The following is a 7,554-nucleotide window of genomic DNA, read 5'->3' on the forward strand; positions in this document are numbered from 1 at the left end:
GCTCAGGCGCCGACGCGGAAGCGGACGAAGCCGTTCAGCTTGCCGCCGGTGGCCGTGATGACCTTGCCGACCGTGGTCTTGGGGTCCTTGGCGTAGGCCTGGTCCACCAGGCAGTTCTCCTTGTAGAAGCCGTTCATACGGCCCTCGACGATCTTCGGGATGGCCTTCTCGGGCTTACCCTCGGCGCGGGTCGTCTCCTCGGCGATGGCGCGCTCCTTCTCCACGGTCTCGGCCGGGACGGAGTCGCGGTCCAGGTACAGCGGGGAGTAGGCGGCCACGTGCATGGCGACGTCGTGGGCGACCTCGGCGGCCTTGGCGTCGGTGCCGACCAGCACCCCCACCTGGGCGGGCAGGTCGGGGTTGGTGCGGTGCAGGTACAGCTCGACGTGGTCGGCGGCCAGGCGGCCGACGCGGCGCACGACGATCTTCTCGCCGATGACGGCCTGCATGGAGTCGGTGAGCTCCTTGACGGTGGTGCCGTCGACGGCGACCTCAGCCAGCGCCTCGGCGGTCTCGGCACCGGAGTCGATGGCGGCAGTGAGGACCTTGTCGGCGAACTCGATGAACTTCTCGTTCTTGGCGACGAAGTCGGTCTCGGAGTTGATCTCCACCAGGACGCCCACCTGAGCGTCGTCGGTGTCGACCACCTTGGCGGCGATCAGGCCGGCGGAGGCGGAGCGGCCCTCGCGCTTGGCGATGCCCTTCAGGCCCTTGACGCGGATGATCTCGATGGCCTTCTCGGCGTCACCGTTCGCCTCGTCGAGCGCCTTCTTGACGTCGAGCATGCCGGCGCCGGTCTTCTCGCGCAGCGCCTTGATGTCAGCGGTGGTGTAGTTGGGCATGGATATCTCCTGAAATTGCTGAGATTGGAGTGAACGGGCGGCTACTGGACTCAGGCCTGCTCGGCGGGAGCAGGCTCGCTATCCGAAGGAGCCACCGGAGCCTCACTCTGGACGGCCTCGGTGGCCGACTCAGCGGCAGCCTCGGTGACCGACTCTTCGCTCGGGGCGGCCTCGGCCTCGGCACCGGCCAGCAGCTGGGCCTCCCACTCGGGCAGCGGCTCGGCCTCGGCGGCGGGGACCTCCGCCTCCTCACCGGTGCGGGCGCGGCCGGCGGAGCGCGACACGAGCCCGTCGGCGACGGCGTCGGCGATGATGCGGGTCAGCAGCGCGACGGAGCGGATGGCGTCGTCGTTACCGGGGACGGCGTAGGTGACCTCGTCGGGGTCGCAGTTGGTGTCCAGCACGGCGACGACGGGGATGCCCAGCTTCTGTGCCTCGGAGATGGCCAGGTGCTCCTTCTTGGTGTCCACCACCCAGATGGCGGCCGGCGGCTTGGCCATGTCGCGGATGCCGCCGAGGGTCTTGACCAGCTTGTCCTTCTCGCGGCGCATCATGAGCAGTTCCTTCTTGGTGTGGCCGGAGCCGGCCACGTCGTCGAAGTCGATCTGCTCGAGTTCCTTCATGCGGTCCAGGCGACCGCGCACGGTGGTGAAGTTGGTGAGCATGCCGCCCAGCCAGCGCTGGTTGACGTAGGGCATGCCGACGCGCTGGGCCTGCTCGGCCACGGCGGCCTGGGCCTGGGTCTTGGTGCCGACGAACAGAATGTTGCCGCCGCGGGCGACCGTCTCCTTGACGAAGTCGTAGGCGGTGTTGATGCCGTCGATCGACTGCTGCAGGTCGATGATGTAGATGCCGTTGCGCTCGGTGAGGATGAACCGCTTCATCTTGGGGTTCCAACGGCGGGTCTGGTGGCCGAAGTGCACACCGTTCTCGAGCAGCTGGCGCATGGTGACAATCGCCATGAGGGTCCTTTCAGGCACGCCCGGCGGGCGCGCAGTCGAGGGGCGGCCCGCCGCGGTGCGGACGGGGCGCCCGGTTATGGGTGGTTTTCCCCTTTGACCGGAGGCCCCGTGGGCGGGGCGCGGCTGCCCGGAGGCCGGGCATGGGGCCTGGTGCCCGCGACGCCGGGCCACCCACCGTGCTTACGCAATGCGGGACCTCGGCCGTGGCGCTCGAAAGGACGTTCCCGCCCCGCCGACGGCGGAACGGGCGCGGACACGCGAAGTCAGCCACGCAACGGATCGACTAAGGCCGCCGAACCCGCGCGGGGCTGCGGGCGCGAGGTTATCACAGCGCCGGCGCGGATCATGCGGGCGGGGCCGCCGGGCAAGCCTCGTGGCACGGGACGAATCCGCAGGCCACAGCGGGGTGAGTCCGTGGGCGGGTGCGCTCGGCCGGAGGGGCGGGCACCTTCGGATTGGCGTACCGGCGTCCACAGGTCCGATTGGCGACATCCAACCGGATCGGTTATCCACAGGCGGACCATGCCGCAGGTGCGCTCGGGTGCGTACCCGCGCACGCTGGTGTCCATGAGCAACTTCACAGCCGCCGACACCGCCGTCGGCACCTCCGCTTCAGCCGTTACCGTCAACACGACCGCCACGGATGGGCACTCCCCCGCGGCCCCGGGCGGGCACACCCGCCAGGATCCGGCCGACCGCTCCCCCGGCGAGGTCTCATCCGGCGGTCCCCCTCCACCGCGCCCGGGAGGGGCGCGACGTCGGGCCCGGCGCCTGGCGGCGACTTGGGCCGCGCTTACCGTCGGCGCCGCCCTCGCCCTGTCGCCGACGCCGGCCTCCGGAGTGGACGCAACATCCTTGGGGTCCGCGACCGTGCCGCGGCAGGTGGTGATGGCCTGGCGGGGCGGCGAGCCGAACCCGCTGCAGGCATTCGCGGCCGGGACGGCGGCGGAACCCGCCACGCCGCTGCCGGGGGTGGTGGCCACGAGGGTGCGCTACGCCTGGCCGACGGGCATGGCGACGACGGTGCTGGCCGATTTCGATCCGCCTGCGGTGGTCTGGGGCTCCGGGCACCGCGGCGTGGACCTGGCGCTGGCGGCGGGCTCGCAGGTGCTGGCGGCCGCGGACGGGACGGTCGCCTTCGCGGGGATGGTGGCCGGACGACCGGTGGTGTCCATCGACCATGCCGACGGCATCCGCACCACCTACGAGCCGGTGGATCCGTGCGTCGAGGCCGGCGAGGCGGTTGCGCGCGGCCAGGTGATCGGCACGCTGCAATCCGGCCACCGCGCCGACGGCGCCGACGCCCTGCACTGGGGTGCCCGCACCGGCCCGAAGACCTACGTCAACCCGCTGCGCCTGCTTCAGCCCGCGGTGATCCGCCTCAAGCCGCTGGGCTGACTGGAGGCCGACTTGCCGGCCGGGCCGAGCGGGGTCGGTGTCGCATACTCGGTAGCCGGGTCGTCAAGCCCGTGGGAAGGCCTGGGCGTAGACGGCGCGCAGGCGCTCGGCGGATACATGCGTGTAGCGCTGGGTCGTGGCCAGCGACGAGTGCCCGAGCAGTTCCTGCACGCTGCGCAGGTCCGCTCCCCCGCTGAGCACGTGGGTGGCGGCCGAGTGGCGCAGCCCGTGGGGGCCCAGGTCGGGCACGCCGGCGCGGGCGGCCGTGCGGTGGACAATCTCGCGTACGGCCCGCGGCCCGATGCGGCGACCGCGGGCGCCCAGGAACAGGGCCGCTCCGGCGTCGGCGGCGGCTACGGCGGGGCGTGCGTCCGCCCAGTCCTCCAGGGCCGCGGCGGCGGGGCCGCCGTAGGGCACCGTGCGTTCCTTGTTCCCCTTGCCCAGTACCCGCATGGTGCGACGCGCGGCGTCCACGTCCCCCAGGTTCAGGGCGCACAGTTCGGACACGCGCACGCCGGTGGCGTACAGGATCTCCAGGATGGCCCGGTCGCGCAGCGCCAGTGCCCTGGCCACGTCGGCATCGGTGCCGTCATCCGCCGTCGTCCCGGCCGCGGCGACGGCGTCGGCCGCCGCGTCCAGCAAGACGGCGGCCTGGGCGGGGGTGAGCACAGAGGGCAGGCGAGCATCGGCGCGGGGCGAGCGCAGCCGGGCGGCGACGTCGGCCCCCAGCAGTCCGTTGCGGTAGGCCCAGTTGGAGAAGGTGCGGCAGGCGGCGGCGCGGCGGGCCAGAGTCGCACGGGCGGCGCCGTCGGCGGACATGGTGGCCAGCCAGGCGCGCAGGTCCGGCAGGTCCAGGCTGCCCAGGGCGGGCCCCACCGGCTCGTCGTCTCCCTCGCCGACGCCGAGGAAGGTCAGCAGCTCCGCTAGATCGCCGAGGTAGGCGCGCACCGTGTGCGCCGACAGGCCGCGTTGCAGGTCCAGGTAGCGGGCGAACGCGTCCAGCAGCCCGGCCCGGGTACCGCACCTGCTCCCGTTCGTCGGCCTCATCTGTCGTCCCACCGCCGGGGCCGCCGAGGAGGCCTCACCAGCCTTGGGATCCGCGCGCACGCCATCAGTCTAGTGACTCTTCTGGTTTGAGGATGTGGGTGGGACGCGGCTCGGCCCTTGAGCGCCGCCACGACCGGCATTGTCGCCATCCGGGACAAACGCACGCCGCCGGACCGGTCGCCGATCTTGAAGCCGCATAATTCCAACGATTCTGGAATCGAGGGCCGGTGCTCCAAGTATGTTTGTCCCGGATTCGGACAATGTTCGCCCCGACAAGCCAGGGAACACGTGACCAGGCCCGGTGTCCGGCTCACGGACCGGTATTGACCCTCCCATATTGCCTCCGTAGCGTACTCAGAGATGCACTTCGCGCCCGCCGGGTGCCGAATGGGCGCATGCCGTCGGCTCGGGAGGACTCATGTCGGCAGTTATCGCCACTCATTCGCTTCACAAGCGCTTCGGAGACGTGCATGCGGTGCGGGGCATCGATCTGCGGGTCGAGCGCGGCTGCGTGTACGGACTGATCGGCCCCAACGGGGCCGGCAAGACCACGGTGCTGCGCATGCTGCTCGGCATCATGCGCCCCAGCAGCGGCGGCATCTCCGTGCTCGGCGCCTCGCCCACCACGGACCACCCACAGCTGCGCCGTCGCATCGGCTACCTGCCGGGTGAGCTCAACCTGGGCGAACGCACCAGCGGCGCCGCGCTGTTGAAGCATCTGGCCGAGCTCAGCGGCCCGGTCGCCCCAGGTCGGATCGAGGGCCTGGCCGAACGCCTCGATCTTGACCTGAGTCGCCCGGTGCGGTCACTGTCGAAGGGGAACCGGCAGAAGCTTGGGCTTATCCAGGCGTTCATGCACTCCCCCGAGCTGTTGATCCTCGACGAGCCCACCAGCGGACTGGACCCGCTCATGCAGCGCGAATTCTTGAACCTGGTACGGGAGGCACGCGACGCCGGACAGACCGTGCTGCTCAGCTCTCATATCCTCAGCGAGATTCAGCATGCCGCGGATGCGGCTGCCGTGCTGTCCCACGGCAGCGTTGTGGCCGAGGGCGAGGTCCCCTCCCTACGCCCGGCGGCCGTATCCCGAGTGCGCGCGGTGCTCAGTGAGGTCACCGCGCGGGAGATTCGCGGCGGCCTGGCAGAGCCCGGGATATTGAGTGATCTGCAGATCGAGCCGGCGCCGGGCAACCAGTTGCGCGTTCAGGGGGCGTTCCGCGGACGGGCGGACGAACTCGTCAAGGCCCTGTCGCGATTCACGGTTCAGGAACTCACGATCGAAGAGCCCGATCTGGAGGAGTCGATCCTCAACCTGTACGCCCAGGAGGAGCAGGAGGAGTCAGCATGAGCGCTTCCAACACGCGGGCCGCCATTTCCGGTGCGGAATCCCGCGCCGCCGTGCCGATCCTGCGCCGGCACCTGGCCGAGGGCGCCCGCTCGCTGCTCGGCTGGAGCGTCGCACTCGCCGCGGTGCTGGCTCTGTACCTGCCGGTCTACCCGTCGCTGCAGACGCCCGAACTCGCGGACATCCTCGACACCCTGCCCACGGAGCTCGTGTCCCTCCTGGGGTACGACCAGATCGCCACGGGTGCGGGCTATGCCCAAGCCACCTTCTTCGGGCTGCTCGGCTTCGCGCTCGGAGCCATTGCCGCCACCGCCTGGGGTGCGCGGTTCATTGCGGGCATGGAGGAGAGCGGACGCCTGGAGCTCACGCTCGCTCACGCCGTGGGCCGCGTGCAGTACGTGGCAGAGACCGCCGCCGCATTGGTCATACGGGTGCTTGTGCTCTCCCTCGTCACGGTAGCTGTGTTACTGGTGCTCAACCCAGTCGTCGAGCTGGCGCTGTCCATCCCCAACGTGCTGGCTGCAACGGCCTCCTGGGCGGGTCTCGCCGTGCTCTCCGGAACTGCCGCGCTGGCGGCCGGCGCGCTGACAGGCCGGAGCGCCTGGTCGCTCGGTGCCGGCGCCACGGTGGCCGCGCTCGGCTACGCATTAAACGCAATCGGCGGCATGTCCGCCGATCTGGACTGGCTCGTGCACCTGTCGCCGTATTACTGGGCCTTCGACGAGCGCCCTCTGAGCAATGGCGTCGACTGGGGCGGCCTGGCGCTGCTATGGGGGTTCAGTGCCCTGCTGGTCGCAGTCGCCTGTGTGGCGCTATCACGCCGCGACATCGGGCGCTGAGACAAGGGGTAGGTGCCGGCTGCGTCCACCACTGGGCGCCGCAGCGCCGATCACCGGGTGGGGAAGCCACGGACGGGTGGGGTCTACTTAGCCCCCTCGGTGTTTACCAAGTCTTCGTGCTTGGGGACGCGACGGGCTGATGGGCAGCGGGTCGCCGGGGGTGGTGGACGCACGCGTGCCAGTTGCGTGGTGCGTGGCGCGATTGGTGGGAGTGCGCGTTGGCTGGGGGTGCGCGCTGGACCGCGGTGGGCCAGGCACGACGGCTCGTGCGTTCGGGTCAACGTTCACGCCTTCGCCTGACGCCGCCCCCGACGCCGCCCTCCACCGGCCCGACATCGTCCCCGCCGCCCCGAGAACGTCCTCATCAGCCCGACAACGACCCGGGCTCGACCAAAACGACCTCGTCAACCCGAAACCCTCCCGAATGTGGAGGGTTTGGGGACGACGAGGTCGTATTCGGCAAACCGGCGCCCGCCGAACACGACCTCGTCAGCCCGAACACGACCTCCTACACCCGAACACGACCACCTGGCGGGCCGGCTCTTGTCGAACAGGGCCCCGAACACGACCACCACACAGCAGCCCGGGCCCGCGCCCATAAACAAACACGAAGAGGCGGATTAGTGGCGCCTTCGGCTTGGCGGTTGTGGTGGGCCGATCCGGGGTGTAGGCCGCAGTGGAATGTCCAGATTCGGCACGAACGGTGCCAGCCGTGTCAACGGCCGCGAACAATACGTTGAAATCATGCGGATGCCGCATCAGACTGCATCCGCATCGACGGCGTTAGTGCCGAATGTGGACATTTCCGGCCTCCGCCCGGCACCACGCAGTGCGCAGCCGCGAGTCCTTCACAACCATCGGCACCCCACCATCCGCACACCCGTACCCTCCCCGCCATCACGCCCTCGAACGCCAAGAGCCGAACCCGCGCACGGGTGGGCCCGGCGACGACCAGGACGCCCCGATCCGGGGCATGGCGCCGAACCCGCGCCCGGGTGGGTCCGGCGTGAGCACGCGCGGCACGCTCAGTTGTGGAGCTGTTCTAGCGATTTGGCGTAATTACGCGGATAACACATCAACCGGTGAACAGTGCGGCCGGCTCCCATGTGCGGTGATCCCCG

General features: G+C 70.3%; 6 protein-coding genes. 3 read left to right on the plus strand and 3 right to left on the minus strand.

What is annotated here, in order from left to right; translation table 11 throughout:
* Window positions 1-2: 2 nt before the first annotated feature.
* Both tsf and rpsB read right to left on the minus strand, forming a co-directional pair.
* Window positions 3-842 (minus strand): translation elongation factor Ts, encoded by an 840-nt coding sequence (gene tsf, locus DRB06_RS02055; RefSeq protein ID WP_073332924.1) that lies wholly within the window; start codon window positions 840-842, stop codon window positions 3-5.
* A gap of 50 nt (window positions 843-892) precedes the next feature.
* Window positions 893-1,804, minus strand: a complete 912-nt coding sequence (rpsB, locus tag DRB06_RS02060; protein WP_073332923.1) for a 30S ribosomal protein S2 — start codon at window positions 1,802-1,804, stop codon at window positions 893-895.
* Window positions 1,805-2,371: 567 nt separating this feature from the next.
* Between rpsB and DRB06_RS16485 the strand changes: the two genes are divergently transcribed.
* Window positions 2,372-3,202 carry a M23 family metallopeptidase gene (locus tag DRB06_RS16485; RefSeq protein WP_258522116.1) on the plus strand — a complete coding sequence of 277 codons (831 nt, stop codon included), beginning with the start codon at window positions 2,372-2,374 and terminating at the stop codon, window positions 3,200-3,202.
* Between the two features lie 63 nt (window positions 3,203-3,265).
* Here DRB06_RS16485 and DRB06_RS02070 read toward each other — a convergent pair whose 3' ends face one another.
* Window positions 3,266-4,249 carry a tyrosine recombinase XerC gene (locus DRB06_RS02070; RefSeq protein WP_111819015.1) on the minus strand — a complete coding sequence of 328 codons (984 nt, stop codon included), beginning with the start codon at window positions 4,247-4,249 and terminating at the stop codon, window positions 3,266-3,268.
* Between the two features lie 418 nt (window positions 4,250-4,667).
* Here DRB06_RS02070 and DRB06_RS02075 point away from each other — a divergent pair, with 418 nt between their 5' ends.
* Both DRB06_RS02075 and DRB06_RS02080 read left to right on the plus strand, forming a co-directional pair.
* Window positions 4,668-5,597, plus strand: coding sequence for an ABC transporter ATP-binding protein (locus DRB06_RS02075; RefSeq protein ID WP_111819014.1), 930 nt, complete (start codon window positions 4,668-4,670; stop codon window positions 5,595-5,597).
* Window positions 5,594-6,433 (plus strand): ABC transporter permease subunit, encoded by an 840-nt coding sequence (locus DRB06_RS02080; protein ID WP_073332918.1) that lies wholly within the window; start codon window positions 5,594-5,596, stop codon window positions 6,431-6,433. Before DRB06_RS02075 ends, DRB06_RS02080 begins: the two co-directional genes overlap by 4 nt.
* Window positions 6,434-7,554: the final 1,121 nt, after the last annotated feature.

The organism is Actinomyces sp. Z5 (genome assembly GCF_003287795.1).
Lineage (GTDB): Bacteria > Actinomycetota > Actinomycetes > Actinomycetales > Actinomycetaceae > Actinomyces > Actinomyces glycerinitolerans.

Coding starts and splice junctions, on each gene's coding strand:
- tsf (WP_073332924.1), bottom strand. CDS start 842: ATGCCCAACTACACCACCGCTGACATCAAGGCGCTGCGCGAGAAGACC.
- rpsB (WP_073332923.1), bottom strand. CDS start 1,804: ATGGCGATTGTCACCATGCGCCAGCTGCTCGAGAACGGTGTGCACTTC.
- DRB06_RS16485 (WP_258522116.1), top strand. CDS start 2,372: ATGAGCAACTTCACAGCCGCCGACACCGCCGTCGGCACCTCCGCTTCA.
- DRB06_RS02070 (WP_111819015.1), bottom strand. CDS start 4,249: ATGAGGCCGACGAACGGGAGCAGGTGCGGTACCCGGGCCGGGCTGCTG.
- DRB06_RS02075 (WP_111819014.1), top strand. CDS start 4,668: ATGTCGGCAGTTATCGCCACTCATTCGCTTCACAAGCGCTTCGGAGAC.
- DRB06_RS02080 (WP_073332918.1), top strand. CDS start 5,594: ATGAGCGCTTCCAACACGCGGGCCGCCATTTCCGGTGCGGAATCCCGC.